This window comes from Sphingobium quisquiliarum P25, assembly GCF_000445065.1.
Taxonomy (GTDB): domain Bacteria; phylum Pseudomonadota; class Alphaproteobacteria; order Sphingomonadales; family Sphingomonadaceae; genus Sphingobium; species Sphingobium quisquiliarum.
This window is the reverse complement of record NZ_ATHO01000164.1, coordinates 1-23,952: the sequence shown is the minus strand read 5'-3', so window position 1 is coordinate 23,952 and position 23,952 is coordinate 1. Positions and strand designations below refer to the sequence as shown.

33 protein-coding genes and 1 pseudogene are annotated in these 23,952 nt (G+C 64.5%); 31 read left to right on the top strand and 3 right to left on the bottom strand.

Going from position 1 to position 23,952, the window contains the following annotated elements:
- From L288_RS40430 to L288_RS40415, 5 genes and pseudogenes are all read left to right on the top strand, one after another.
- Positions 1-936 (top strand): IS1380-like element IS1247 family transposase (locus L288_RS40430; protein ID WP_021238855.1); only part of this gene is annotated, 936 nt, incomplete at its 5' end.
- A gap of 222 nt (positions 937-1,158) precedes the next feature.
- Positions 1,159-1,395 (top strand): annotated as a pseudogene (locus L288_RS44195) (hypothetical protein); the annotation flags it as partial.
- 48 nt (positions 1,396-1,443) lie between these two features.
- On the top strand, positions 1,444-2,118 hold the full coding sequence (locus L288_RS40425; RefSeq protein WP_020818750.1) for a peroxiredoxin-like family protein: 675 nt from the start codon (positions 1,444-1,446) through the stop codon (positions 2,116-2,118).
- Between the two features lie 52 nt (positions 2,119-2,170).
- On the top strand, positions 2,171-2,887 hold the full coding sequence (locus tag L288_RS40420; protein WP_021239893.1) for an SDR family oxidoreductase: 717 nt from the start codon (positions 2,171-2,173) through the stop codon (positions 2,885-2,887).
- 12 nt (positions 2,888-2,899) lie between these two features.
- Positions 2,900-3,598, top strand: coding sequence for an SDR family NAD(P)-dependent oxidoreductase (locus L288_RS40415; protein ID WP_201766667.1), 699 nt, complete (start codon positions 2,900-2,902; stop codon positions 3,596-3,598).
- 360 nt (positions 3,599-3,958) lie between these two features.
- Here the strand turns inward: L288_RS40415 and L288_RS40410 are convergent, their stop codons facing one another.
- Complete coding sequence (locus L288_RS40410) at positions 3,959-4,411, bottom strand: IS110 family transposase (protein WP_021239891.1); 453 nt, start codon at positions 4,409-4,411, stop codon at positions 3,959-3,961.
- A 296-nt stretch (positions 4,412-4,707) separates the two neighbouring features.
- On the opposite strand from L288_RS40410, the gene L288_RS43685 reads away from it, so the two are divergent.
- Complete coding sequence (locus L288_RS43685; RefSeq protein WP_021239890.1) at positions 4,708-4,875, top strand: hypothetical protein; 168 nt, start codon at positions 4,708-4,710, stop codon at positions 4,873-4,875.
- Between the two features lie 140 nt (positions 4,876-5,015).
- Positions 5,016-5,456 (top strand): hypothetical protein, encoded by a 441-nt coding sequence (locus tag L288_RS40405; RefSeq protein ID WP_021239889.1) that lies wholly within the window; start codon positions 5,016-5,018, stop codon positions 5,454-5,456.
- On the opposite strand, the gene L288_RS40400 is transcribed toward L288_RS40405, so the two are convergent.
- Positions 5,435-5,770 carry a hypothetical protein gene (locus L288_RS40400; protein ID WP_152522121.1) on the bottom strand — a complete coding sequence of 112 codons (336 nt, stop codon included), beginning with the start codon at positions 5,768-5,770 and terminating at the stop codon, positions 5,435-5,437. The two genes, L288_RS40405 and L288_RS40400, sit on opposite strands and share 22 nt — an antisense overlap.
- Before the next feature lie 269 nt (positions 5,771-6,039).
- Here L288_RS40400 and L288_RS40395 point away from each other — a divergent pair, with 269 nt between their 5' ends.
- The 17 genes from L288_RS40395 (at position 6,040) to L288_RS40325 (ending at position 17,191) form a co-directional block, all read left to right on the top strand.
- Positions 6,040-6,366 (top strand): DUF736 domain-containing protein, encoded by a 327-nt coding sequence (locus L288_RS40395; protein ID WP_021239887.1) that lies wholly within the window; start codon positions 6,040-6,042, stop codon positions 6,364-6,366.
- Between the two features lie 189 nt (positions 6,367-6,555).
- The gene (locus L288_RS40390; RefSeq protein WP_031304938.1) at positions 6,556-6,810 is read left to right on the top strand and encodes a helix-turn-helix domain-containing protein; all 255 of its coding nucleotides are present in this window, start codon (positions 6,556-6,558) and stop codon (positions 6,808-6,810) included.
- Between the two features lie 135 nt (positions 6,811-6,945).
- Positions 6,946-7,212 carry a DNA -binding domain-containing protein gene (locus L288_RS40385; protein WP_021239885.1) on the top strand — a complete coding sequence of 89 codons (267 nt, stop codon included), beginning with the start codon at positions 6,946-6,948 and terminating at the stop codon, positions 7,210-7,212.
- A 119-nt stretch (positions 7,213-7,331) separates the two neighbouring features.
- On the top strand, positions 7,332-7,556 hold the full coding sequence (locus L288_RS43775) for a transcriptional regulator domain-containing protein (RefSeq protein WP_201766666.1): 225 nt from the start codon (positions 7,332-7,334) through the stop codon (positions 7,554-7,556).
- A 184-nt stretch (positions 7,557-7,740) separates the two neighbouring features.
- Complete coding sequence (locus L288_RS43770; protein ID WP_236613080.1) at positions 7,741-8,106, top strand: DUF2285 domain-containing protein; 366 nt, start codon at positions 7,741-7,743, stop codon at positions 8,104-8,106.
- A gap of 140 nt (positions 8,107-8,246) precedes the next feature.
- On the top strand, positions 8,247-8,528 hold the full coding sequence (locus L288_RS40375) for a helix-turn-helix transcriptional regulator (RefSeq protein ID WP_021239882.1): 282 nt from the start codon (positions 8,247-8,249) through the stop codon (positions 8,526-8,528).
- Between the two features lie 10 nt (positions 8,529-8,538).
- A complete protein-coding gene (locus L288_RS40370) occupies positions 8,539-9,426 on the top strand; it encodes a replication initiator protein A (protein WP_031304937.1) in 888 nt (295 codons plus the stop codon).
- A 211-nt stretch (positions 9,427-9,637) separates the two neighbouring features.
- Entirely contained in the window at positions 9,638-10,291 is a 654-nt protein-coding gene (parA, locus tag L288_RS40365) for a ParA family partition ATPase (RefSeq protein WP_021239880.1), read from the top strand.
- Positions 10,288-10,542, top strand: a complete 255-nt coding sequence (locus tag L288_RS40360) for a hypothetical protein (RefSeq protein WP_021239879.1) — start codon at positions 10,288-10,290, stop codon at positions 10,540-10,542. The genes parA and L288_RS40360 overlap by 4 nt, the downstream gene beginning before the upstream one ends.
- Positions 10,539-11,060: a DUF2840 domain-containing protein gene (locus L288_RS40355; RefSeq protein WP_021239878.1), complete on the top strand. Its 522-nt coding sequence runs from the start codon at positions 10,539-10,541 to the stop codon at positions 11,058-11,060. Before L288_RS40360 ends, L288_RS40355 begins: the two co-directional genes overlap by 4 nt.
- Positions 11,057-11,602, top strand: a complete 546-nt coding sequence (locus L288_RS40350) for a S26 family signal peptidase (RefSeq protein WP_021239877.1) — start codon at positions 11,057-11,059, stop codon at positions 11,600-11,602. The genes L288_RS40355 and L288_RS40350 overlap by 4 nt, the downstream gene beginning before the upstream one ends.
- 67 nt (positions 11,603-11,669) lie before the next feature.
- Positions 11,670-12,017 carry a DUF736 domain-containing protein gene (locus L288_RS40345; protein WP_021239876.1) on the top strand — a complete coding sequence of 116 codons (348 nt, stop codon included), beginning with the start codon at positions 11,670-11,672 and terminating at the stop codon, positions 12,015-12,017.
- 4 nt (positions 12,018-12,021) lie between these two features.
- Complete coding sequence (locus L288_RS40340; protein WP_021239875.1) at positions 12,022-12,738, top strand: lytic transglycosylase domain-containing protein; 717 nt, start codon at positions 12,022-12,024, stop codon at positions 12,736-12,738.
- The gene (locus L288_RS43290) at positions 12,735-12,992 is read left to right on the top strand and encodes a hypothetical protein (RefSeq protein ID WP_152522120.1); all 258 of its coding nucleotides are present in this window, start codon (positions 12,735-12,737) and stop codon (positions 12,990-12,992) included. Before L288_RS40340 ends, L288_RS43290 begins: the two co-directional genes overlap by 4 nt.
- The gene (locus L288_RS40335) at positions 12,982-14,721 is read left to right on the top strand and encodes a relaxase/mobilization nuclease domain-containing protein (protein ID WP_021239874.1); all 1,740 of its coding nucleotides are present in this window, start codon (positions 12,982-12,984) and stop codon (positions 14,719-14,721) included. The genes L288_RS43290 and L288_RS40335 overlap by 11 nt, the downstream gene beginning before the upstream one ends.
- Positions 14,722-14,750: 29 nt before the next feature.
- Positions 14,751-16,742 carry a conjugal transfer protein TraG gene (locus tag L288_RS40330; RefSeq protein ID WP_021239873.1) on the top strand — a complete coding sequence of 664 codons (1,992 nt, stop codon included), beginning with the start codon at positions 14,751-14,753 and terminating at the stop codon, positions 16,740-16,742.
- Positions 16,739-17,191, top strand: coding sequence for a hypothetical protein (locus L288_RS40325; protein ID WP_021239872.1), 453 nt, complete (start codon positions 16,739-16,741; stop codon positions 17,189-17,191). Before L288_RS40330 ends, L288_RS40325 begins: the two co-directional genes overlap by 4 nt.
- Here L288_RS40325 and L288_RS40320 read toward each other — a convergent pair.
- Positions 17,188-17,619: a hypothetical protein gene (locus L288_RS40320; protein ID WP_152522118.1), complete on the bottom strand. Its 432-nt coding sequence runs from the start codon at positions 17,617-17,619 to the stop codon at positions 17,188-17,190. The two genes, L288_RS40325 and L288_RS40320, sit on opposite strands and share 4 nt — an antisense overlap.
- A 230-nt stretch (positions 17,620-17,849) precedes the next feature.
- Here L288_RS40320 and trbB point away from each other — a divergent pair, with 230 nt between their 5' ends.
- The 7 genes from trbB to trbL form a co-directional block, all read left to right on the top strand.
- Positions 17,850-18,890 (top strand): P-type conjugative transfer ATPase TrbB, encoded by a 1,041-nt coding sequence (gene trbB, locus L288_RS40315; RefSeq protein WP_041208771.1) that lies wholly within the window; start codon positions 17,850-17,852, stop codon positions 18,888-18,890.
- Positions 18,891-18,907: 17 nt separating this feature from the next.
- Positions 18,908-19,219, top strand: a complete 312-nt coding sequence (locus tag L288_RS40310) for a TrbC/VirB2 family protein (protein WP_269077993.1) — start codon at positions 18,908-18,910, stop codon at positions 19,217-19,219.
- The gene (locus L288_RS40305; protein WP_021239868.1) at positions 19,219-19,500 is read left to right on the top strand and encodes a VirB3 family type IV secretion system protein; all 282 of its coding nucleotides are present in this window, start codon (positions 19,219-19,221) and stop codon (positions 19,498-19,500) included. Before L288_RS40310 ends, L288_RS40305 begins: the two co-directional genes overlap by 1 nt.
- Before the next feature lie 13 nt (positions 19,501-19,513).
- Positions 19,514-21,952 (top strand): conjugal transfer protein TrbE, encoded by a 2,439-nt coding sequence (trbE, locus tag L288_RS40300; RefSeq protein WP_021239867.1) that lies wholly within the window; start codon positions 19,514-19,516, stop codon positions 21,950-21,952.
- Positions 21,949-22,707, top strand: a complete 759-nt coding sequence (trbJ, locus tag L288_RS40295; RefSeq protein ID WP_021239866.1) for a P-type conjugative transfer protein TrbJ — start codon at positions 21,949-21,951, stop codon at positions 22,705-22,707. Before trbE ends, trbJ begins: the two co-directional genes overlap by 4 nt.
- Positions 22,708-22,721: 14 nt before the next feature.
- On the top strand, positions 22,722-23,129 hold the full coding sequence (gene trbK-alt / locus L288_RS42810) for a putative entry exclusion protein TrbK-alt (RefSeq protein WP_021239865.1): 408 nt from the start codon (positions 22,722-22,724) through the stop codon (positions 23,127-23,129).
- 1 nt (position 23,130) lies between these two features.
- The coding region (gene trbL / locus L288_RS40285; RefSeq protein WP_021239864.1) for a P-type conjugative transfer protein TrbL at positions 23,131-23,952 on the top strand (822 nt) is incomplete at its 3' end.

Below are 23,952 nucleotides of genomic sequence, written 5' to 3'. Positions count from 1 at the left end.
CAATGGATCGACCGGTTCCATGACCGTAACGGGCTGAAGTACATCGTTCTGGACATGGACAGCTCGGTCAGCCCGACCCATGGCGACCAGGAAGGGTCCGCCTGGAATGGCCATTTCGACTGTAGCTGCTATCACCCCAACTTTCTGTTCAACCAGTTCGGGATGCTGGAACGCTGCGCCCTGCGCCATGGCAACGTCCACAGCGCCGATGGCTGGCGTGATGTTCTCGACCCCGTCATTGCGCGCTACGCGGAGCGCGACCTTGGTGGCAGGTTCTTCCGGGCCGATGCTGCCTACGCGATCCCGGCGATCTATGAGCGATTGGAAGAAGCGCGGTTCTTCTACGCCATCCGGCTGCCCGCAAACGCGGTCCTCAAGGACAAGATCGCGCATCGGCTAACGCGCCCTGTCGGGCGGCCGTCACTGACCAAGGTCAAGCGGTTCTTCGAGGAATTCGAGTATCAGGCGGCGTCCTGGGACAAGGAACGCCGGGTGATCGCCAAGATCGAATGGCATCCGGGCGAACTGTTCCCGCGTGTCGGCTTCATCGTCACCAACCTGCCGATGGAGCCGGACTGGGTGGTGCGGTTCTACAACCAGCGCGGCACCGCCGAGCAGCACATCAAAGAGGGCAAATACGCCTTTCGCTGGACGCGGCTGTCGTGCCGGAAGTTCCGCGACAATGAGGTGCGGCTGCAACTGCACGCCCTGGCGTACAACCTGGCCACCTTCTTGCGCTGCATCGAGCTGCCCGAGGCCATGGCCGACTGGTCGTTGACCAGCCTGCAACTGAAGCTGATCAAGATCGGGGCACGTGTGGTCCGTCACGCCCGCACCATCACCTTCCAGCTGGCCGAGGTCGCTGTCACCGGCACGATGGTACGCGCCATCCTCGCCGCTATCCGCCGATTGCGAGCGCCACCGCTATGCGCATGATCGCGATCCACGCTCAAACTGAACGAAAGCGGCTGGACAGATCTGTCCGCTGCGCTGAAAAACGCCGCCCCTGGGCAAGGAAACAGCGGCTTCGCGGTCTGATCCGTCCAGATCCAGCAGTCTGCGCGACCGCAGGTGCCGCTTGCGGCAGAAAATCCTTGTCTAGCGCTCGGATACAGGCGATCTTCACCTCAAACGACACGCCACTTGGGGAATGCAGGTCTCAACACCTTCGAATTTCGCGGCGCCGGTGCGGTGCAGGGACTCCTGTCGGCGCTTACCATCATCGCGGAGCTATACCGGACCGGCAAACGGCGCTTGCCTGATCGCGTGCCGCTGCGCTTTGTGCCCTCCGCATGGCGGCCGTTCGTCCTGCGGGACGGCATCGTCGATCGCGCCGCCTATGAACTATGCGCCTTGTCCCAGCTACGGGAGCGGTTGCGAGCGGGAGACATATGGGATAGAGGCATCTGTCTCTCACGCCTTCAGGATCAAAGGAGACATGACATGACACTTCAAGCCAAGCTCGACGCCTTTAAGACCGATTTTGAAGCGGGCAAGCCGCCATACAATGTTCCGCGGGCCGTCATCGAAACGATGCACCGCGCAACCGCCGAACTGATCGCCAGTGGCGCCGCCACCCGCGCGCTCAAGGCCGGCGACAAGGCGCCATCGTTCACGCTGAACGATCCGGACGGCAATCCCGTCTCGTCAGAGGACCTCCTCGCCAAGGGGCCGCTTGTTGTGAGCTTCTATCGCGGGGTGTGGTGCCCTTATTGCAATATGGAGCTACAGGCGCTCCAGGCGGCGCTCCCCGAGTTCGAGAAGCTTGGCGCCAAACTCATCGCGATCTCGCCCCAGACCGCGGTGAACAGTCGCAAGTCGGTGCGTCAGAATGAACTGGGCTTTCCGATCCTGTCCGACGCCCGAAACGACGTCGCGGCCGCCTTCGGCCTGCGCTTCGAGCTGCCCGCCTATCTGGTCGACCTCTACAAAAGCCTGAAGAACGATTTGCCTGCGTTCAACGGTGATCCGAGCTGGACACTGCCGATGCCCGGCCGTTTCGTCATCGCCCAGGACGGTACGATCCTCTACGCCGAGGTGAACCCGGACTATACCCGCCGCCCCGAGCCCGAGGACATGCTTCCGGCGCTCCGTCGCGCCGCGAGCGTCGCTGCCTGAACATTGACCCCGGCCGCGATTGCGGCCGGGGCCTCTCTTGACGGGGTGCCCGATGTCTCGAACCTTCCTCATCACCGGCGCCAGCAAGGGCATCGGCCTGGCGCTCGCGCGTCGGCTGACATGCGACGGCCATCAGGTCGTCGGCCTTGCACGCAATGCTACGCCAGACTTTCCCGGCGTGCTTCTTTCCGTCGACCTCGCCGACATGCAGGCGACCGATGACGCCCTGAAGGATCTTACCGCTCGCTTTCGCTTCGACGGCGTGATCAACAATGTCGGCCTTGTCCGACCGCAACGGCTCGGCACGGTCGAGCTACCCGCGCTGGAGGAGGTCATGCGGGTCAATCTGCACCCCGCACTTCAGACCGTTCAGGCGCTGCTCCCTGGCATGACCGAGCGACGCTGGGGGCGGATCGTCAATATTTCGAGCCTGACCGTTCTCGGCTCGATCGAGCGCACGGCCTATGCCGCGGCGAAGGCTGCGCTCGTCAGCTTCAGCCGGAGCTGGGCACTGGAACTGGCGACCACCGGCATCACGGTCAACGCGGTCTCGCCCGGGCCGACCGAAACCGAGCTGTTTCGCGCGAACAACCCGCCCGGTAGCGATGGCGAGCGTCGCTACCGGGCGGGCGTGCCGATGGGTCGTTTCGGCCAGCCTGACGAAATCGCCGCCGCGATAGCCTTCCTCCTATCCGCGGAAGCCGGCTTCGTCACCGGCCAGACACTGCATGTCGATGGTGGAGCCTCGATCGGCAAGGCCGCGTTCTGACCACGATCTGAAATGGAGAACAGAATGACGAAGCAAACTGTCCTTGTCGTTGGAGCGTCGCGCGGGCTCGGCTTCGCCCTGGCTGAGGAATGGCTGGGGCGCGGCTGGCATGTGATCGCCACGGCGCGGAGCGGGTCCGAGGAGCTCGCCAAGCTCGCCGACCGTTTCCCAGGCAGCCTCGAGATTGAGACGGTCGATATCAACCACGCGGACGGCGTCCGTGCATTGCACGATCGTCTGAAGGATCGCCGCCTGGATATTCTTTTCGTCAATGCCGGCATCGCGCGCGCGATCGAAGAAAGCCCTGCCACCGCGAGCGAAGGCGACTTCCTCGACATGATGCTGACCAACGCCTTCTCGCCGGTGCGCGCGGCCGAGATGCTCCGCGACTTGGTGCCGGCAGGCGGGACGATCGCGATCATGACATCCGAACTGGGCAGCATCACCAATGCGAATGGCGGCTGGCAGCTCTACTCGTCAAGCAAGGCCGCGCTCAACATGCTGATGAAGGGCTATGCGACGAAGTACCCAGGGGATGGACACACGCTTCTCCTCGTCGCCCCCGGCTGGGTGAGGACCGAGATGGGGGGCAGCGACGCCGCGCTTTCGGTCGAAGAAAGCATCCCGCTTGTCGTGGACATGATCGCCGCCAACCGAGGCAAGCCGGGCCTACGCTATGTTGACCGATTTAATGAGGAACTGCCTTGGTGAGGCGTTCCCCAGGCGGATGCTCAGGAAAGCTGCGCGGCAGCGCGATCGTGCTACGGCGCACATGCCAGCCGGGCGAGCGCTGAACGTCGGCTTTCGACGGGATCTGCCCTTCGACAGATCACCTGGGAACAGCAGGAATGTTGTCTAATTGATCTTCGCATGCCGTTCCTTTTTTCTCGTGCCCGTTTGCCAATGGTTGTCTTCGGGGTCATCGGACAGCTCTGTGAGCCGGTTGTCCGTGCCTCATGATCGCGGCCTAGCGGGTGTGGGTGGACGTTTCTGGGTTCCAAACGAGGTCGGAGCCTCCACATTTTAGACGAGATCGTCCGGGCATGGCTGATCGGGAACGGGTGCGCGGGATTAGACCCAGCGGAACTCGGTCTCGTTCAACCAAAGGGAATGGAGTAATGCGGCAAGCTTGCGGGCGACCGCAACCTTGGCACGTCTAGGGCCTTTGGCTTCCGCCATTTTCCTTCCCCACGTCTGAAGGGCGCAAGGCCGCTTGAGGCGCGTGAGCAAGATGTTCGCGGCTTCATATAGGGAGCGTCTCAGCATCGGGTCGCCGGCCTTAGAAATGTGCCCCTGCGTATCCCGTTCACCTGACTGGCTCCGGCGCGGCACAAGACCGGCGTAGGCACCCACATCGTCGCTTCTGGCGAAACGGCGAGGATCTTCGATGCTCAGGGTGTAGGTGAGCGCTGTGATCGGCCCGACACCCGGAACCGTCATCAGCCGTGCGCAGATGCACTCGAGCGGCACATCGCGCGCCACCATGCCATGATAGAGAAACGACGACAGCGGCCCCGTCTGCATCACGACCCGCACAAGATCCGGGTTCCGACGCTTGACTCCATTGCAGCATCCACGCCGCAATGCGTCCTACGGGGCCATCATTCGGCAACTCCGGCCTATCGGAAACCACCCCCGCTTATCGGCACTGATCCTTGGTTCGGCCGGTGGCCTGACGCCATCAACCCTCAAGGGGTCGGACTGCGCGAAACGCGTGCCGCCGCTGCGGTTTCACCTTCGCGGTGATTGCGGCCATCGGCCGGACACATCGGGCGCCTGTCAGCGGGGGATGGTCCTCCGCTCAAGCAGGAGCCGGATCGATGTCCCCCAACGACGCTCACGCCTTCGCCTTCAGCCTCGCCGCAACACTCATGGTCGCTATCGTCATCTTCCGCGCCGGCGACGGCACGCTCTCGGTCACGCCCGCAACCGAATACGACGGTGATGCCGCCGAAATCGTCAGCGAGATCGATCCTTTCGCCCCGTGAGGGGCGAAGATCTTCGTGGCCGAGACGAAAACCTTGCGGGTTTCCGCTCCCCCTGACGGTTATCTTTTGCTACTCTCTGTTTCGCGCCGTGGTGGTGGTGGAGGCGCGACCGTCAGAGCTTTCCTCACGGAGACACCACCATGATCTTTCTCGGCATTCTTCTTTCCATCGCAGCCATCGGCTTCTTCTGCTGGCTTCTGTTCACACTCGCCGTCTTCGCGCTTCCGTTTTTCGCAGGGCTGAGCGCCGGAACCTGGGCTTGGCACACCGGCGCGGGTTGGCTCGGAGCGATCATCGTCGGCATTGTCGCAGCAGGGCTCACGCTCGGCATCGGCCAGCTCCTGTTCGTGATCGTCCGTCCCATGTGGGCGCGGCTGCTGATCGCGCTCGTCTTTGTCGCGCCCGCAGTGATGGCGGGCTATCACGCCACGCATGGTATCGTGAAACACACCATGCCGTCGGAGACCTGGCAGATCGCTTTTTCCGTCATCGGCGCGATCCCTGTCGGCATCACTGCACTCATGCGGGTCACAGGCATGGCGGCCACCGCCCCGGCCGGTCAAGGCACGATGCGGGCCTGATCGTTTCTCCATGCGATGGTTCGCCAGACCAAACGGCTGATCCGCGCGCCCGCCTCGTCGTCGAAGACGTGGCAAGGCGGCGATGGCAGCGTGGCGGCAAGAGGCCCAGAATCTGCAATCCTGCTGATCGCCTGGACCAGCGGCGTCCACGGCCCGACGCAACCAACCATGGCGTAGTGGCGGGCGCTCATGACGCGGAAGAGCGTGGCGGCGGAGAAGCGCATCCGGCCAGCCGGTAGGGAGGGATGAGCCGGTGAGAGATCGAACAATCTCCGTGCCGGTCGCGTCAGGTCGCCATCATCTCCGCGAGACATCCGTCCGCCGACCGCTCCAAACGGCCTCTCCAATGGGCTGATCTGGCCGAAGAACGGCTTCGCCTCGACCGCCTATGCCGCAACGGCGCGTCCCGACTTTCTTCCCCTGCCGGCCATGGCCGTCATTCCTCGCGAGACAAGAAACTCGTGCCTGCGCCATCCTCCGCTTCGCTCCGGTCGCAAGCGATGCGTCGTCGGTCGTCTCCGGCCAACCGATCGCCATCGAGGCCGCATGGAGCGGGCTCGAAAACGGAAAACGGAGACTTACAATGGCGACCATCGGCACCTTCAAGAAGACCGGCTCGAACGAATTCACCGGCGAAATCGTCACCCTCAGCGTCCAGGCCAAGGGCGTGCGCATCGTCCCTGACACGCGCTCCACCGGCGAAAACGCCCCCAGCCACCGGGTCCTCGTCGGCCGCGCCGAAATCGGCGCCGCCTGGTCCAAGACCTCGAACGAAGGTCGCGACTATCTGGGCCTCAAGCTCGACGATCCGAGCTTCAACGCCCCGATCTACGCCAACCTCTTCGACGACGAAGAAGGCGACACCCACTCGCTGATCTGGTCCCGCCCCAACCGCCGCAATGGCGACTGAGGGCCGCAGCCGCCCCGCCCGGATAATCCGGGCGGGGCCGAAGCGCTGCCGCCGCAACCGAATCAGTTAAGCCGGAACAACGGCTGAAGCTAGCCAATCAGCAGAAATTGCTTGGCTCGCAGCCCCAAGAACGACTATTATAGTCGTAGTTCTGGCGCGCGTGCCGGCGTGAGTGGGAGGTGATCATGCATGATCACCGCCCGACAATCACGGGCCGCACGCGCGTTGCTGGGTTGGACACAGGAGACGCTCGCTGACAAGGCCCAGGTATCACTGACCGCGTTGAAGCGCCTCGAATCCGAAAGTGGCCTCGAGGTGTATGAGACGACGCGCGATCAGGTTCGTCGGGCCTTTGAAGGCAACGGCATCGTTCTCCTCACATCCGACCAGGGTGAAGGTGTGATGCTTGTCCGTGCGAAAATCGACAGCCGCAAGTCTTCGTGATTTCTGCCCGTTTGAACTAACAGGCGATACACACGGCGCATCGCCTGATGCGTCGCGATACTCGCTGCTTCGCACCCAAATACAATGGTTAACACGGGGATTTAGAACAGCTATAAATGGGTACTGGGGCACAATATGACGGACATAGATTTTCTCGACGAACCGCCGGAAAGCGCGGTGCTCACGGCATATGACCGTAAGCACATGGTTCTCTATCTGCGCCTGCTCGACGCAGCGACTGACGGCGCCGATTGGTGTGAAGTCGTTACGATCCTGTTCGGCCTCGACCCCACGAACGAGCCGGAACGTGCGCGCCATGTCCATGACACCCATCTGGCCCGCGCGCGCTGGATGACGGAGCACGGCTATCGCTTGTTGGTGCGCGAAGGCCGGCTTCATTGATCGAATGGCGATGCAGTCGCGGCATCGCACGTTGCAACCTTCAGGACTTCCGACCAGCATTGCAACCGGGAATCATCACAGGCCGCGATACGCACGAATGATGCGAGCCTGGAGGAAACATGACTCCCGATATATCGAACTGGAGAGCTTCACCGAACTACGACTATATCGACCGCCTAGTGGCGCCCGATCTCGCCTGGGAATGGTTGCGGCGCAACAGCGAGTATCAGCATGACTATTCCAAGGTCGAAGGCCAGACGGATGAGTCCGAGTTGCTTGTGAACGCAGTGCGGCGCCGCTGGGGCCTGCAATTTCCTTGTCCACCCTATTTTCACCGCCGTTGAGATTCCCGTCTTCTGGTCGCCTGAAGAAGACAGCAGCGTTATCGTCCTGACGGACGTTCCATCGCTTCTTCCGTCCGACAGCAATTTCAGCACCGCCCTCGATACGAACGAACCCCGCCTCGACGGAGCCGGCGCGCACTTCCTCTATGATCTCGGCAACGGGCAGTCGCTGCACCTGGTCCGCTTGAGCGGCGTCGATGGAGCCCAGCCTCTGGCTGCCCTCGTACCTATCGACGCGGATGGTCTCGATCGTGCCGAAGCGGTTACTCGCCTTCTCAAGGCGCTTCATGGGCGTGTCGTTCCACAGGACGCCCGATTGACCGGCCAGCAATTGCGCCGCGCGCGCCATATGCTGCAAGCCGTCGATGGCCGGACCGACGGCGCGAGTTATCGCGAGATCGCCGAAATCCTCTTCGGCGTGCGTCGTGTCGCCGACCAGCCCTGGAAAACATCTGCGCTTAGAGACACCGTCAAGGATCTCGTCCGCGACGGCCTTGCCATGATCCAGGGCGGATATCGTCAGCTTCTGCGTCATCGTCGCCGATCCTAGCGAATTTCCCCTTTCCGGGAGGGGGGAGAATTTAGCCCTCCCATCTTCGCCCTCCCTCCTGCCGGGCCTTCTTCGCCACCGTGCTCTTCGTCCGCCGCCGATCCTCGACGGCCCTAACGAAGCCCACGGAGGCCCGATCCATGCGACCCGAACTCGCCGTTTTGCCGCCGCGCTTCCTGCGCACCAAGGAAGCCGCCGAATTCCTCAGTCTTTCAGCCCGCACGCTCGAAAAGCACCGGACCTATGGGACTGGCCCGGCCTACCGCAAGCTCGGCGGCCGCGTTGTCTACGCGGTCGACGACCTACAAGCCTGGGCCGAGCGTGGCGCCGTCACCTCGACCTCCGATCCGCGCGGCGCGGTGCTGCCCGCCAAGCGGCAAGAGCCGACGCAGCCGGCCCATGCCGGCCGTTACGCCCGCTGAGCGGTCGGCCATGACGTTTCACCGTCACAGCAACGAGCGCGATCAGCTCGATCTCTTCCGGACGCTGCCGGGCGATCTTGCACCGCGCGACGCCCAGGATCTCATGGCCTATCCGTTCTTCTCGCTCGCCAAATCGAAGCGCCTGGCGCCGATCGACTTCAAGGCCGGGTCGATCGTGATCCGAGTCGAAGCCGTTGCCGAACACGGCATGGCGACCATCTGGGACGCGGATGTGCTGATCTGGGCGGCGTCCCAGATCGTCGAAGCACGTGATCTGGGTCTGCGGCCGTCCCGCCTGATGGCGACGACGCCCTACGAAATCCTGACCTTCATCGGCCGAGGCGTCAGCCTGCGCGACTACGACCGCCTCAAGGCGGCGCTCGATCGGCTTCAGTCAACCACCGTGGCGACATCGATCCGCCAGCCGACCGAGCGGCGCATGCACCGCTTCTCCTGGATCAACGAGTGGAAGGAAAAGGCCGATCATCGTGGTCGCCCGCTCGGGCTCGAACTGATCCTGCCCGACTGGTTCTACGCCGCTGTCCTCGACGACGCGCTCGTGCTGACCATCGACCAGGCTTATTTCGACCTGACTGGCGGGCTCGAACGCTGGCTCTATCGGCTCGTGCGCAAGCATGGCGGCCGCCAGGAATATGGCTGGAGCTTCGATCTCCTCCACCTGCACGCCAAGTCAGGGTCGCTCTCGCCTCTCAAGCACTTCGCCTACGACCTGCGCGACATCGTCCGGCGCCAGCCGCTGCCCGGCTACCGGCTCGTGATCGAGCAGCCGTCAGGTCTTCCCGAACGCCTTTCCTTCGCTCCGACCGACCCGGCCCCCTTCGGCGTGCCGCGGCTTCGCCGTCGCCGTGCAACCGCTCGCCCTGGGGATAAGCTGTGAATAGTCTCGTGCTATCAGGGACCGCACCTATCGTGCCATCGGGGACCGTATCCTCGTGCTATCGGGGACCGGAATCGTCGATTCCTCGCTTTGAATCAAAAGCTTGCAGCGCCCGTAACTTATCTAACCAGAATTCCTATGGAATTCTTCTAACGCACTCCGCCGTTTCTACGATTGCGGATAACCGCTCGCCGACGATCGGGAGCGCGTCATGATAGTCGCGCTCCTCAACCAGAAGGGCGGCGTCGGTAAGACGACGCTGGCGCTGAACCTTGCAGGTGAATGGGCTCGGCAGGGAAAGCGCGTCACCCTGATCGATGCGGACCCGCAAGGCTCGGCGCTCGACTGGTCGCAACAACGCAGCCGCGAGGGCTTGGCCCGCTCGTTCGGCGTCGTCGGCCTGGCACGCGATACGCTGCATCGGGAAGCGCCAGAACTGGCCCGCGATGTCGATCATGTCGTCATCGACGGCCCGCCCCGCGTCGCCGCGCTGATGCGCTCAGCGCTGCTCGCCGCAGATCTCGTGCTGATCCCGGTGCAGCCCTCGCCGCTCGACGGCTGGGCCGCGGCCGAGATGCTGGCGCTCGTCACCGAGGCGCGCATCTACCGGCCCGAACTCGCCGCGCGGTTCGTCCTCAACCGTTGCGGCGCCCGAACTGTCCTCGCCCGCGAGACAGCCGAGACGCTGGCCGACCACGATCCACCCGTGCTCGCCAGCACGATCGGTCAGCGCATCGCCTTTGCGGCGGCTGCGCAGTCGGGCCGCCTGGTCTCGGAACTCGACGACAACACACCCGCCACGCGCGAGATCGCGGCACTGGCCGACGAGATCGACCGGCTCGGTATCGGAAGGGCTGCACGATGAGCGAGCGCCCAACCCGTCGCGGCTTCGCTTCCAGGCCTGCCGATCCAGAACACTGGATCAAGGCGGCCGATACGCCACCACGCGACAGCGACGCGGGCGGCTTCACCGCGCGGCTCACCATCGACGTGACCCCGGAATTGCGCGGCCGGATCAAGATCATCGCGTTCCGGCGCGGGCAGACCGTCGCCGACATGCTGCGCGACCTGCTCGCGCGCGAATATCCCCCAACCTCCGAAGGAGACCCATCATGACCAGCGCCGCGGTTCCCTCCGCGCGCGGCGGCCCGGTGCCGCGCGTGCATTCCGCCGACAGCCTTACCCATGTCGAGCTGACCCATATCGAAAAGCGGATCGAGAACTGGATCAGGTTCGGTCGCGAGGCGAGCGAACAGGTGCTCGACCGCCGCCGTCGCATCTTTTCCTACCGGCCCGGCAGCGTCTTCGCCTTCGTGCGGTGGGCGGCCAACGACTTCGGCACGATCATTTCGCGCATCGATATCGTGCGCGCCGTGGAACCAGGTGAGCCTTACCAGACGCTGCCTTTCGTGCGGCCCGGCGGCGACATCCTGCTCAAGATCGAGGGCTGGCCGAAAGTCGAACAGGTGCTCCACCACATCGATGCGGTGGAGGCCGCCGGCATCGACGCCTGCGACGTCGCGCCCGATCATTGGCGGCACGTCGCCAACCGGATGAGCGCTGGCCACGCGCCGCGGGCCTACACGATGGATCGACATCAGGCGTGGCTTAAGCGGCGGGAGATCGAACAATGACCCGCTTCGGCTACGTCATGGTGACGTATTTCTCGGTGATGGGCGTGGCGCTGGCCTCGTTCATTCCGACGCCGCTCCGCCTCGTCTGGAATGCCTCAGCCAGCGTGCCGATCGGCCTCTATGACCTCGACCCGCCGCGCAATCTGGCGGTCGGCGATCTTGTCGCGGTCATGCCGGACAAGCCGCTCGCCGACTTCATGGTGGAGCGCGGCTATATCGGCCCAGGCGTGCCGCTGATGAAGCGCGTCATGGGACTTCACGGCCAACAGGTCTGCCGCACCGGCAACACCATCACGGTCGATGCCGTGCCGCTCGGCGATGCGCTCGACCGAGACCGGCATGGCCGCGAACTGCCCATCTGGCACGGCTGCCGTCGCATCGCGGACGGCGACATCTTCCTCATGAACCCCGATGTCCGCGACAGCCTGGACGGCCGCTACTTCGGCCCGATCCCGGCGCACGCCGTCATCGGCAAGGCAACGCCGCTCTACACCGACGAGGACGGCGACGGCCGCTACGTCGGGCGTGCCGCTACGCGCTGACCGCTTCCCCATCGGCGGGAGCGGTGCTCGCCGACGGTTTTCCAACGCCACCGCCAAGGAAACCATCATGCCACAGATCGGTACATTCACCCGCGAGCCATCCGGCTTCATCGGGCATCTGACGACGCTCGTCTTGAACCAAGACGTCATCATCATTGAAGCCGAATCGTCCGACGCCGAGAACGCCCGCAATTATCGGGTCCATGTCTTCGACGGCATGAACAACGAGACTGGCCCGGAAATCGGAGCGGGCTGGAAGCGTACCGGCGAACGCGCAGGCGAATACATCGCCTTGCTGATCGACGATCCGGCCTTCCCGCAGCCGATCCGCGCCAACTTGTTCCGCGACGATGATGCCGGCAACGCGTGGTCACTGCACTGGAGCCGCCCCCAGGCGCGCGGCGGGAAGGACTGACGCCATGCGCCGTCCCGACCTCCTTCTCCTTTCCGGCCTGATCTTCGCCGCCCCTTGGACGGCCTCCGCGCTCGCGCAGGCGGAGCCGGTGCAACGTCCGGCGCCTGTCACCCCCTATGCCGCCTATATCGCGGAGGCCTCGCAGCGTTTCGGCATCCCGACCGCATGGATCAAGGCCGTCATGCGGGTCGAAAGCGCGGGCGACCGACAGGCAATCTCGTCGGCCGGCGCGATGGGGCTGATGCAGATCATGCCCGACACCTGGGCGGAACTGCGCGTGCGGCACCGGCTCGGCAGCGATCCCTATGACCCGCGCGACAACATCCTGGCGGGCACGGCTTACCTGCGCGAACTCTACGACCGTTACGGCTCCCCGGGGTTTCTCGCAGCGTACAATGCCGGTCCCGGCCGTTACGAAGCCTCGCTTTCCGGCCGCACGCTGCCCGCCGAAACCCGTGCCTATGTCGCAGCCATCGCGCCGGTCATCGACGGCAGCGAAACCGTCAACCCTGTCCTCGTCGCCTCGGTTGAGCCGCTCGCCTGGAGCCGCGCGCCGCTGTTTGTAGCGCAACGGATAAGCGCCACGGCTGCCGATCCCGTGTCGGCAGATCGTCCACCGAACGAAGTACCTGCGGCAGTTGCCGTGCGCGATGTCTCCGCCATCGCGCCGCAGTCCGGCGGCCTGTTCGTGCCGCGCCCTGCGGAAAGGCCGGTCCCATGACCGTATTGCCTCCCATTCGCATCCTGTCGAGCTCTGGCGCAGTATGGAAGGCGCTGAGGTGGGGACCGGGCAACACGACCGAAGGAGGGCAGGATAAAAGGGCGCACATTGCGCTTCGGTCGGTTGGTTGTTTTTGTTGGATTTTCCCGAAGGTTCCGCACCTTGCTGCCTTTATCGGCAATGTGCGCTACACGCCCAATCCGCTGTATCTCAAAGAGCTTTCGCACATTGCAGGGCCGCGCCATGTCCGATGAGCGCGAATTCCGTGTCCGGCCGGGCCGCATCCGCTCGTCGGGCGCGCAGCGGGCCAAGCCCTTCATCGCGCAGGCATTGGCAGCGGCGAAGAAGGCCGGCGGCGGCGTGTCGCGCTCGGGCCGCATCGTGCCCGGCAATCGCTCGCGCTTCGGGCATGGTCAGCGCGCCAGCATCCAGGCCAACCGCCTCATCACTTCGCGCTCGCGTGGCGCCGTCATCAAGGCGCGCGTCGTGCGCCATGCGGCCCGGACCGCACCGCTGGCGCAGCATCTCAACTATCTGCGCCGCGAGGGCGTGACCCGAGACGGGGAGAAGGCCCGTTTGTTCGGGCCGGGAAGCGAAAACGCGGATGCCGGCGCCTTCGCCGAGCGCTGCCAGGACGACCGGCATCATTTCCGCTTCATCGTCTCGCCCGACGACGCGCTGGAGATGGCCGACCTCAGATCCTTCGCCCGCGATCTCGTCGGGCAGATGGAAAAAGATCTCGGCACCCGGCTCGACTGGGTGGCGGTCGATCACTGGAACACCGAGCATCCGCATGTCCATCTGATCGTCCGTGGCGTTCGTGACGACGGCCAGGACCTCGTCATCGCGCGCGACTACATCAAGGAAGGGATGCGCGACCGAGCGCGCGATCTCATCACTCAGGAACTGGGGCCACGCACCGATCTCGATATTCGCCGCACCCTCGAGCGGCAGATCGACACCGAACGCTGGACACAGCTCGACCGTCAGCTTGTTCGCGACGGGCGCGATGCGGGGATCATCGACCTTGCGCCGGTTCCAGGCCAACAGCCCGACGAGTTCCACGCCTTGAAGGTCGGTCGTCTGCGCAAGCTCGAAACCCTCGGACTCGCCAGCCAGGTCGGCAACGCACAATGGTTCATCAAGCCCGAAGTCGAGAAGACGCTGCGCGAACTGGGTGAGCGCGGCGACATTATCAAGCGGATGCACAAGGCACTGACGGAGCGCGGTATCGACCGCGGCTCCACCAACTATGTCCTGGCTGCGGAAAGCCTCGATCTGCCCGTTGTCGGGCGACTGGTCGAACGCGGTCTCGATGACGAGCTGAACGGGACGGCCTACGCCGTGGTGGATGGCGTGGACGGACGCACCCATCATATCAAACTGCCCGACCTCGATGCGGCCGGCGACAGCGCGCCGGGCTCGATCGTCGAACTCAGAAAGTTCGATGACGCGCGTGGCCAGCGCCGCGTCGCGCTCGCCGTGCGCTCCGATCTGGACGTTGATGCACAGGTCACCGCGTCGGGCGCCACCTGGCTCGACCGGCAGAACATTGCGCGCGAGCCGGTCGCTCTCTCCGAGGGTGGCTTCGGCGCCGAGGTGCGGCAAGCCATGTCCGCCCGTGCCGAGCATCTGGTCGAACAGGGCCTTGCCGAGCGGCAGGGCCAGCGCATCAGTTTCGGCCGCAACCTGATCGACACGTTGCGCCGCCGGGAACTGGAGGCGGCTGGTGACAAGCTCGCCGCTAAGACCGGCCAGCCCTTCAACCGGGCGTGCAGCGGCGAATATGTCGCCGGCACCTATCGTCAGCGCCTCACGCTCGCCTCCGGCCGTTTCGCGATGATCGACGACGGGCTCGGTTTCCAACTCGTGCCCTGGACGCCCTCGCTCGAAAAGCAGCTCGGCCGCCATGTCTCCGGCGTCGTCCGCAACGGCGGCGGCATCGACTGGAGTTTTGGCCGCAAACGGGGGCTCGGCCTCTAGCCCTTCATTCCCAAGAAAGGACCGTCGCCATGTCGGCCACCAAAATCCTCTGGGGTCAGATCCTCACCGTCTTTCTGATCGTGCTCGCCACCACTTGGGGCGCAACCGAATATGTCGCGTGGAAGCTCGGCTTTCAGGCGCAGCTCGGGCCGCCGTGGTTCACGGTCTTCGGCTTCCCCTTCTACCTGCCCCCCGCCTTCTTCTGGTGGTGGTACTTCTACGATGCCTATGCGCCGGAGATTTTCACCCAAGGCGCATTCATCGCTGCATCAGGCGGCTTCATCGCCGTGGGCGTCGCCATCGGCATGTCGGTCTGGCGGGCGCGTGAGGCCAAGAAGGTCGAGACCTATGGCTCCGCTCGTTGGGCCGAGACGGAAGAAGTCAAAGCCGCCGGGCTTCTCGGCCCGGATGGCGTGGTGCTCGGCAAACTTGATCGCGACTACCTCCGCCATGACGGGCCGGAGCATGTGTTGTGCTTCGCGCCGACGCGTTCCGGCAAGGGTGTCGGCCTGGTCGTACCATCGCTGCTGACCTGGCCGGGCTCGGCCATCGTTCACGACATCAAGGGTGAAAACTGGCAGCTCACCGCCGGCTTCCGCGGCCGGCATGGCCGCGTGCTCTTGTTCGATCCGACCAACGTGAAATCTTCCGCCTACAATCCACTGCTCGAGGTCCGCCGGGGCGAGTGGGAAGTTCGCGACGTCCAGAATATCGCCGACATCCTGGTCGACCCGGAAGGTTCGCTGGAGAAGCGAAACCATTGGGAGAAAACCTCTCATGCCTTGCTGGTCGGCGCGATCCTCCATGTCCTCTATGCCGAAGAGGACAAGACGCTGGCCGGTGTCGCCGCCTTCCTCTCCGATCCGAAGCGACCGATCGAGTCGACGCTCGCCGCGATGATGAAAACCGCGCATCTCGGCGAAGCCGGGCCGCATCCCGTCATCGCCAGCGCCGCACGCGAGCTGCTGAACAAATCCGACAACGAGCGGTCGGGCGTACTGTCCACGGCAATGTCTTTCCTCGGTCTCTACCGCGATCCCGTGGTCGCCGAGGTGACGCGCCGCTGCGACTGGCGCATCACCGACATCGTGACAGCCAAACAGCCGACGACGCTCTATCTCGTGGTGCCGCCGTCCGATATCAATCGCACCAAGCCGCTGATCCGCCTGATCCTCAATCAGGTCGGCCGCCGCCTGACCGAGGATCTGCAGGCCAAAGCCGGGCGGCACAGGTTGCTCCTGATGCTGGACGAGTTCCCGGCCCTGGGGCGCCTGGACTTCTTCGAGTCGGCGCTGGCCTTCATGGCCGGCTATGGGTTGAAAAGCTTCCTGATCGCGCAGTCGCTGAACCAGATCGAGAAGGCCTACGGGGCGAACAACTCCATCCTCGACAACTGCCATGTCCGCGTGAGCTTCGCCACGAACGATGAGCGCACGGCCAAGCGCGTGTCGGACGCACTCGGCACCGCGACCGAGATGAAGGCGATGAAGAACTATGCCGGGCATCGTCTCTCGCCCTGGCTTGGGCACCTGATGGTCTCCCGCTCCGAGACGGCGCGCCCGCTGCTCACGCCTGGTGAAATCATGCAGCTTCCGCCGAGTGACGAGATCGTCATGGTCGCGGGCACGCCGCCGATCCGGGCAAAGAAGGCGCGCTATTACGAGGACAACAGGTTCAAGGAGCGCATCCTGCCGCCTCCCGCCCTCACCACACCGAAGCAGGGGCGCCCCGACGATTGGACCTCGCTGCCGCTTCCGCCACGTCCCCAGCTCGCCGAGGCGAAACCGGTCGAGGCCGCCCAGGATGAAGACCCGACCGAATCCGAGCGGCGCCATCAACCGGAGCTCAATCGGGTGCAGTCGGTCGAGAAGACGCCGCCCATCGAAAACGAGTTTGAGATCGATGCTGATCGTGATGACGAGATGGAGGACGCGGCTACCCGCAACAGGCGGATGACCGGGCTCATGCAGGGCGTGGCGCGACAGGTCTCGCTCGATCCGAACGACGGCATGGAGCTATGAAGGCCGTGGAGACCCGCAAGAAGAAGGCCCAGATCTCAGTCTATCTCGATCCGGCGATCATGACGATGCTTGCCGACCATGCGGCGCGCCGGGACCAGTCGCAGTCGATGATCGCCGAGGCTGCGATCGCGTCCTTCCTGTCACCGGATGCGGCTGAGCGCCGGGAAGCAGTGATCGCCAAGCGTCTCGATCAGCTCGATCGCCGCATGACCCGGCTTGAGCGCGATAGCGGCATCGCGGTGGAGAGCCTGGCCGTGTTCATCAAGTTCTGGCTCGCGACCACGCCTGCGTTGCCCGAGCCTGCCGCGCAGGCAGCACGCGCCAAGGCCGGCGAACGCTACGACCAGTTCGTCACTGCGCTCGGTCGGCGTCTCGCCAAGGGGCCGAAGCTCCGGCAGGAGGTTTCGGAGGATATCGTTAGCCCGGCTGACAACCTTTCGGAGGATTAAGCGTCTCGCGACCTGTCATCCTCGGTCGCCTCATCCCCAGTTTCTGGTGCGGACTTCAGAAGAGCATAGATTTCGGCAAGCGTTGCCTCTGATGGAGGTTCCCACGGCTGCGCATTCGTCAACACATTCATGAGATGATCCAACTCCTCCTGTGTCGGTGTAGGTGGCTCTGGTGAAGTCAGGCCCGTGTCATTACGGAATTTCCCAATCGCGTTTTTCAGAGTGTCAATTTCGTCGCGCTTGTAGACGGTGCCGTCTTGGGAAAGCATGTCATCAATTGCGATTTCCATTTCATCAAGAGCGCGTGCCAGCCAGTTTTTTCGCCGATTGTATTTTTGTCGGGCTGAGCTTTTCGGGTTTTTTGGAGCCTTCGATAAGGCATTCTCGGACAACAATTGGTCAAAAATGTCTTGGGGTTCGTCGCTCAATCCTTACTCCATCATCAGCGTTTCGAATCGAGGTCGAGACATCTCGATCACGAAGGATTTGCGGCTCGGAGATTAAAGGTCAACCGGGAAAGCCTGCTCCGCCGTTCTCCTGTATTTGTACGCCACACTACTACGCCTCTAGTTTCTTGTTGAAGCGGCCCAAAATCGGGCTCTTTTAATCATCCCCGTCCGGGGACCGTCTGATGTCTCCCGGCGAGATCGGGGATCAGATGGCGGCTTCTCACCACAATTCGGAAGGCCTGGCGCGCGGGGCGCGGATGCTGCGCACCGCGCTTGGCCCCGCCATTGCCCGATTTCTCGAAGACGCCTCCGTCGTTGAGGTGATGCTGAACCCGGACGGTCGAATCTGGATCGATCGTCTCTCCGAAGGGCTGTCCGACACAGGTGAGCGGCTATCACCGGCGGACGGCGAGCGCATCGTGCGCTTGGTCGCGCATCATGTCGGCGCGGAGGTTCACGCTGGCGCTCCGCGTGTCTCGGCCGAGCTGCCCGAAACGGGGGAACGGTTCGAGGGGCTGTTGCCGCCCGTGGTCGCGGCTCCGGCCTTCGCAATCCGCAAGCCTGCCGTCGCCGTCTTCACGCTCGACCAATACGTCACGGCCGGCATCATGTCCGCTGGACAGGCAGAAGCATTGCGGCAGGGCGTCGCCACACGCGCCAACATCCTCGTCGCCGGCGGCACTTCCACCGGCAAGACGACACTGACCAACGCACTGCTGGCAGAGGTGGCTAAGACCTCCGATCGCGTCGTCATCATCGAAGACACGCGCGAACTGCAATGCGCGGCGCCGAACCTCGTCGCTATGCGAACGAAGGATGGCGTTGCCTCGCTCTCCGATCTCGTTCGTTCGTCACTGCGCCTGCGCCCCGACCGCATCCCGGTCGGAGAAGTGCGCGGCGCGGAAGCACTCGACCTGCTCAAAGCCTGGGGCACCGGCCATCCGGGCGGCGTCGGCACCATCCACGCCGGCAGCGCCATTGGCGCGCTGCGACGCATGGAGCAACTCATCCAGGAAGCCGTCGTCACCGTCCCCCGCGCGCTGATCGCCGAGACGATCGACCTCGTGGCCGTCCTCTCCGGCCGCGGTTCAGCGCGCCGGCTCTCCGAACTCGCCCGAGTCGAGGGCCTTGGCCCGAACGGCGATTACCGCGTCGCGCCCGCCGTCAGCTCCCCGGTTCTTGGGGGCGACGGCGGTGCGGCCCCCACCAACCACATCCTCATCCCCAGCCTCGAAGGAGAAAACCCGTGATCCAGCGCCTGCGCCTTGTGCGCCAACGCCTCGCAATGACCGTATCCGTCGCCACGCTTTCCGTGGTGATGGCTGCGCCTGCCAATGCCTCTGGCTCGTCCATGCCATGGGAAGCACCGCTCCAATCCATCCTTCAGTCGATCGAAGGCCCGGTTGCCAAGATCATTGCCGTGATCGTCATCATCTCGACCGGCCTGGCGCTGGCTTTCGGCGACACATCCGGCGGCTTCCGCCGGCTGATCCAGATCGTATTCGGCCTGTCGATCGCCTTCGCGGCCAGCTCGTTCTTCCTCTCGTTCTTCAGCTTCGGTGGCGGAGCGCTCGTCTGATGACGGGCGCTGCCGAACAGAACGGCGAAGTGCCGGGCTTCACAGTTCCGGTCCACCGGGCGCTGACCGAGCCGATCCTGCTCGGCGGCGCCCCGCGCGCCATCGCGATCATGAACGGCACGCTGGCGGGTGCGGTCGGCCTTGGCCTGCGGCTCTGGCTGGTCGGCCTCGCCATCTGGGCGATCGGCCATTTCGCGGCGGTGTGGGCGGCGAAGCGTGACCCGCTGTTTGTCGAGGTTGGCCGTCGCCATCTGCGCATCCCCGCGCATCTCACGGTCTGAGGAAAGCGCAGCAATGATGAACCTCGCCGAATACCGCGACAAGAATGCACGGCTCGCCGACTTTCTGCCCTGGGCCGCCCTAATCGGCCCCGGCATCGTGCTCAACAAGGACGGCAGCTTTCAGCGCACGGGGCGGTTTCGTGGTCCCGATCTGGATTCGGCTGTGCCCGCCGAGTTGGTCGCTGTCGCCGGCCGCCTCAACAACGCCTTCCGCCGTCTCGGCTCAGACTGGGCGATCTTCGTGGAGGCGCAACGCCATCCGGCTTCGATCTATCCGGCCAGCACCTTTCCCGATCCCGCTTCCGCGCTGGTCGATGCCGAGCGCAAGGCCGATTTCGAGGAAGCCGGCGCGCATTTCGAATCCAGCTATTTCCTGACGTTCACCTATCTGCCACCGGCCGAGGACGCTGCCCGCGCAGAAACCTGGCTCTACGAAGGCCGCGAGAAGACTGGCATCGACCCCAACGAGGTATTGACGAGCTTCGCCGACCGCACCGACGGGCTGCTGCGGTTGATCGAAGCCTTCATGCCGGAATGCCGCTGGCTCGATGATGGCGAGACGCTGACCTATCTGCACGGCTGCGTCTCAACGCACCGGCACCGCGTCCGCGTCCCCGAGACGCCGATCTATCTCGACGCGCTGCTCGCCGATCAGCCGCTCACCGGCGGGCTGGAGCCGCGACTGGGCACGTCGCATCTGCGTGTGCTGACCATCACCGGATTTCCGACCGCGACCACGCCGGGCCTGCTCGACGAGCTGAACCGGCTGGCCTTTCCCTATCGCTGGTCCACCCGCGCGATCCTGCTCGACAAGACGGACGCCACCAAGCTGCTCACCAAGATCAGGCGGCAATGGTTCGCCAAGCGCAAGTCCATCGCCGCGATCCTCAAGGAGGTGATGACCAACGAGGCCTCCGTGCTGGTCGATACCGATGCGGCGAACAAGGCTGCCGACGCCGACTTTGCGCTGCAGGAACTGGGCGCCGACTATGCCGGCATCGCCTATGTCACCGCCACCGTGACGGTATGGGACGCCGATCCGCGCATCGCCGACGAGAAGCTGCGGCTGGTCGAAAAGGTCGTCCAGGGCCGCGACTTCACCGCGATGGCCGAGACCATCAACGCCGTGGACGCCTGGCTCGGCAGCCTGCCGGGCCATGTCTACGCTAATGTCCGGCAACCGCCGATCTCCACGCTCAATCTCGCCCACATGATCCCGCTTTCGGCGGTGTGGGCGGGGCCGGAACGGGACGAGCATTTTGCAGCGCCCCCACTGCTCTTCGGCAAGACCGAAGGCTCGACCCCGTTCCGGTTTTCCCTTCACGTCGGCGATGTCGGCCACACCCTCGTCGTCGGCCCGACCGGCGCGGGCAAGTCGGTGCTGCTGGCGCTGATGGCGCTGCAATTCCGCCGCTACGCTGGCGCACAGGTCTTCGCCTTCGACTTCGGCGGCTCGATCCGCGCCGCCGCACTCGCCATGCGCGGCGACTGGCACGATCTCGGCGGCGGCCTGACGGACGGTTCGGAGACCTCCGTCAGCCTCCAGCCGCTGGCGCGCATCGAGGAGACGAGCGAACGCGCTTGGGCCGCCGACTGGATCGTCGCCATCCTCCTGCGCGAAGGCGTCGCCATCTCGCCGGAGGTGAAGGAGCATATCTGGACGGCGCTGACCTCGCTGGCTTCAGCGCCGGTCGAAGAACGCACCGTCACCGGCCTATGCGTCCTGCTCCAGTCCAACGACCTGAAGCAGGCGCTCCGCCCCTATTGCATCGGCGGCGCATGGGGCCGGTTGCTCGACGCCGAGAGCGAACATCTCGGCACCGCGACGGTCCAGGCCTTCGAGACCGAAGGTCTGATCGGAACCGACGCCGCGCCCGCCGTGCTCGCCTATCTCTTCCACCGGATCGAAGATCGGCTCGACGGCTCACCAACCCTCATCATCGTCGATGAAGGCTGGCTGGCGCTTGATGATGAGGGCTTCGCCGGCCAGCTCCGTGAATGGCTGAAGACGCTCCGCAAGAAGAACGCCTCCGTCATCTTCGCCACGCAGTCGCTGTCGGACATCGACGGCAGCGCCATCGCACCCGCCATCATCGAGAGCTGCCAAACCCGGCTCCTTCTGCCGAACGAACGGGCGATCGAGCCGCAGATCACCGCCATCTATCGCCGGTTCGGTCTCAACGATCGCCAGATCGAGATCCTCGCGCGGGCCATGCCCAAGCGCGATTACTACTGCCAGTCCCGACGCGGCAACCGGCTGTTCGAGCTCGGCCTGTCGGAGGTGGCGCTGGCGCTCTGCGCCGCATCCTCCAAGACCGATCAGGCCGCCATCGCCCGCATCACTGCCGAGCACGGCCCGGATGGCTTCCTCGGCGCATGGCTGCGCCTGCGCGGCGCTGACTGGGCCGCCGACCTCATTCCCAACCTCACCAACCTGGAGAAACTGCCATGAAACTGCGCCGTTCACGCGCGGCATTGCTTGCCGCGTCCATCCTGTCTGTCCCGCTGTCCCTGTCGCCGATCATCACGACGCCGGCCCACGCCATCATCGTGTTCGATCCCACCAACTACGCGCAGAACGTCCTTCAGGCCGCCCGCGCGCTCCAGCAAATCACCAACCAGATCACCTCGCTTCAGAACGAAGCGCAGATGCTCATCAACCAGGCCCGCAACCTTGCGAATCTACCGTATTCCTCGCTGCAACAGCTCCAGCAGTCGGTGAGCCGCACGCAACAGCTTCTGAGCCAGGCGCAGAACATCGCCTACGACGTCCAGCAGATCGACCAGGCATTCCAGCAGAAATACGGGAGTGCCTCACTCTCCGCCTCGGACGCGCAACTCGTCGCCGACGCCAAATCGCGCTGGCAGAACACGGTCGGTGGCTTGCAGGACGCCATGAAGGTACAGGCCGGCGTCGTCGGCAACATCGACACCAACCGCGCCCAGATGTCAGCGCTTGTCGGCCAGAGCCAGGGCGCCACCGGCGCGCTTCAGGCAACCCAGGCCGGCAACCAGCTCCTCGCCCTTCAGGCCCAGCAACTCGCCGACCTCACCGCTGTCGTCGCAGCGAACGGTCGCGCACAGGCGCTGCAATCGGCCGAACAGGCGGCTGCGGCCGAACAGGGCCGCGAACAGCGTCGCCGTTTCCTGACGCCAGGCACGGGCTACCAGCCGGGCAACGCCCGGATGTTCCCCGGCAGCAACTGAACGGGGAGATCGCCATGGACGGCAAGATGCTCGCCCGGCTCGGCGCCGTCGTCTTCGTCGGCTTCGCCATCACCGCCACGGTCATAGAAGTGACACGCAAGCCCGAGGAGACGCAGGTCCGCACGCTCGTCCACGAGCGCGACGACACCGATGCGCTTCGCCAGGTCCTGCGCCGGTGCCGCGACATGGGTGAAGCGGCGACCCGCGATCCCGCCTGCCTCGATGTCTGGGCCAAGGCCCGTGAGCGATTTCTGGGTCAAAGCCCGAAACCTTTCCAACCGGGCGGAACGAGGACGCCCGCATCGGAGGCGCCGGTGACGCTCTTCCCAACCGAAGATACGGCCATCAAGGAAAGCGCGCCCGCGCCCAAGGACACCGCGCCGGTCGCGCAACCCGAACCCGTCCGGCCGGGAGCGCACTGATATGGGCGGCACCGGCGTCATCGATCATTTCCTCGAGGTCTTCACCCGCTACATCGATGGCGGCTTCGGCCTGCTCGGCGGTGAGGTCGCCTTCATCGCCACCACGCTGATCGTCATCGATGTGTTGCTGGCAGCCCTCTTCTGGTCGTGGGGCGCCGATGAGGACATCATCGCGCGCCTGGTCAAGAAGACGCTCTTCGTCGGCGTCTTCGCCTACATCATCGGCAACTGGAACAATCTTGCCCGCATCGTCTTCGAGAGTTTTGCCGGCCTCGGCCTGAAGGCATCCGGCACGGGCTTTACCGTCACCGACTTTCTTCGCCCCGGCAAGGTGGCGCAGACCGGCCTCGATGCCGCCCGCCCGCTGCTCGATTCGATCTCGAACCTGATGGGCTATTGGTCCTTCTTCGAGAACTTCATCCAGATCGCCTGCATGCTGTTTGCCTGGATGCTGGTGCTGCTCGCCTTCTTCGTCCTCGCCGTCCAGCTCTTCGTGACGCTGATCGAGTTCAAGCTGACGACGCTCGCAGGATTCGTGCTGATCCCTTTCGGCCTGTTCGGCAAATCCGCCTTTATGGCCGAACGCGTGCTCGGCAACGTGATTTCGTCCGGCATCAAGGTGCTGGTGCTCGCCGTCATCATCGGCATCGGCTCGACGCTGTTCTCCGAGTTCACCGCCGGATTCGGCGGTGCTACCCCATCTATCGACGACGCCATGGCGATCGTGCTCGCCGCTTTGTCGCTGCTCGGCCTCGGCATCTTCGGTCCCGGCATCGCCAATGGCCTGGTCTCCGGCGGCCCGCAGCTTGGCGCTGGTGCCGCT

Coding starts and splice junctions, on each gene's coding strand:
- L288_RS40425 (WP_020818750.1), top strand. CDS start 1,444: ATGACACTTCAAGCCAAGCTCGACGCCTTTAAGACCGATTTTGAAGCG.
- L288_RS40420 (WP_021239893.1), top strand. CDS start 2,171: ATGTCTCGAACCTTCCTCATCACCGGCGCCAGCAAGGGCATCGGCCTG.
- L288_RS40415 (WP_201766667.1), top strand. CDS start 2,900: ATGGAGAACAGAATGACGAAGCAAACTGTCCTTGTCGTTGGAGCGTCG.
- L288_RS40410 (WP_021239891.1), bottom strand. CDS start 4,411: ATGCAGACGGGGCCGCTGTCGTCGTTTCTCTATCATGGCATGGTGGCG.
- L288_RS43685 (WP_021239890.1), top strand. CDS start 4,708: ATGTCCCCCAACGACGCTCACGCCTTCGCCTTCAGCCTCGCCGCAACA.
- L288_RS40405 (WP_021239889.1), top strand. CDS start 5,016: ATGATCTTTCTCGGCATTCTTCTTTCCATCGCAGCCATCGGCTTCTTC.
- L288_RS40400 (WP_152522121.1), bottom strand. CDS start 5,770: ATGTCTCGCGGAGATGATGGCGACCTGACGCGACCGGCACGGAGATTG.
- L288_RS40395 (WP_021239887.1), top strand. CDS start 6,040: ATGGCGACCATCGGCACCTTCAAGAAGACCGGCTCGAACGAATTCACC.
- L288_RS40390 (WP_031304938.1), top strand. CDS start 6,556: ATGATCACCGCCCGACAATCACGGGCCGCACGCGCGTTGCTGGGTTGG.
- L288_RS40385 (WP_021239885.1), top strand. CDS start 6,946: ATGACGGACATAGATTTTCTCGACGAACCGCCGGAAAGCGCGGTGCTC.
- L288_RS43775 (WP_201766666.1), top strand. CDS start 7,332: ATGACTCCCGATATATCGAACTGGAGAGCTTCACCGAACTACGACTAT.
- L288_RS40375 (WP_021239882.1), top strand. CDS start 8,247: ATGCGACCCGAACTCGCCGTTTTGCCGCCGCGCTTCCTGCGCACCAAG.
- L288_RS40370 (WP_031304937.1), top strand. CDS start 8,539: ATGACGTTTCACCGTCACAGCAACGAGCGCGATCAGCTCGATCTCTTC.
- parA (WP_021239880.1), top strand. CDS start 9,638: ATGATAGTCGCGCTCCTCAACCAGAAGGGCGGCGTCGGTAAGACGACG.
- L288_RS40360 (WP_021239879.1), top strand. CDS start 10,288: ATGAGCGAGCGCCCAACCCGTCGCGGCTTCGCTTCCAGGCCTGCCGAT.
- L288_RS40355 (WP_021239878.1), top strand. CDS start 10,539: ATGACCAGCGCCGCGGTTCCCTCCGCGCGCGGCGGCCCGGTGCCGCGC.
- L288_RS40350 (WP_021239877.1), top strand. CDS start 11,057: ATGACCCGCTTCGGCTACGTCATGGTGACGTATTTCTCGGTGATGGGC.
- L288_RS40345 (WP_021239876.1), top strand. CDS start 11,670: ATGCCACAGATCGGTACATTCACCCGCGAGCCATCCGGCTTCATCGGG.
- L288_RS40340 (WP_021239875.1), top strand. CDS start 12,022: ATGCGCCGTCCCGACCTCCTTCTCCTTTCCGGCCTGATCTTCGCCGCC.
- L288_RS43290 (WP_152522120.1), top strand. CDS start 12,735: ATGACCGTATTGCCTCCCATTCGCATCCTGTCGAGCTCTGGCGCAGTA.
- L288_RS40335 (WP_021239874.1), top strand. CDS start 12,982: ATGTCCGATGAGCGCGAATTCCGTGTCCGGCCGGGCCGCATCCGCTCG.
- L288_RS40330 (WP_021239873.1), top strand. CDS start 14,751: ATGTCGGCCACCAAAATCCTCTGGGGTCAGATCCTCACCGTCTTTCTG.
- L288_RS40325 (WP_021239872.1), top strand. CDS start 16,739: ATGAAGGCCGTGGAGACCCGCAAGAAGAAGGCCCAGATCTCAGTCTAT.
- trbB (WP_041208771.1), top strand. CDS start 17,850: ATGGCGGCTTCTCACCACAATTCGGAAGGCCTGGCGCGCGGGGCGCGG.
- L288_RS40305 (WP_021239868.1), top strand. CDS start 19,219: ATGACGGGCGCTGCCGAACAGAACGGCGAAGTGCCGGGCTTCACAGTT.
- trbE (WP_021239867.1), top strand. CDS start 19,514: ATGATGAACCTCGCCGAATACCGCGACAAGAATGCACGGCTCGCCGAC.
- trbJ (WP_021239866.1), top strand. CDS start 21,949: ATGAAACTGCGCCGTTCACGCGCGGCATTGCTTGCCGCGTCCATCCTG.
- trbK-alt (WP_021239865.1), top strand. CDS start 22,722: ATGGACGGCAAGATGCTCGCCCGGCTCGGCGCCGTCGTCTTCGTCGGC.